The sequence below is a fragment of the Fructilactobacillus sp. X2R1C1 genome (assembly GCF_059901435.1).
The window spans coordinates 1-231 of record NZ_JBWXUV010000172.1 but is presented as its reverse complement, the minus strand read 5'-3'; the positions used below and the strand labels follow the sequence as shown (position 1 = coordinate 231).

The 231-nt window shown below is 34.2% G+C and carries 1 protein-coding gene; it reads right to left on the bottom strand.

From position 1 onward, the window contains the following. Positions 1–231: oligosaccharide flippase family protein (locus AC6UDG_RS07930; protein WP_500707024.1), on the bottom strand; the 231-nt coding region annotated here is incomplete at both ends.

Genomic DNA, 231 nt, shown 5'->3' with positions numbered 1-231 from the left:
CAATACCAATTGTTACTAGTCGCATAAAGAATATTTCATAAAAAGTATTGGTTAGTTTTTGCTTATTATTTCGCACATACGCAATCTGCCGATTACCGTAAAGTGCGACCCCAACACTTCCAAAAATAATGAAGTATTGGATATTAGCATTAGTATATGAATTAATTCCCACACCCTGTGGGCCTAAAATACGTGCCAAATAAGGTGTGGTTAACAAAGGAACTATTAATA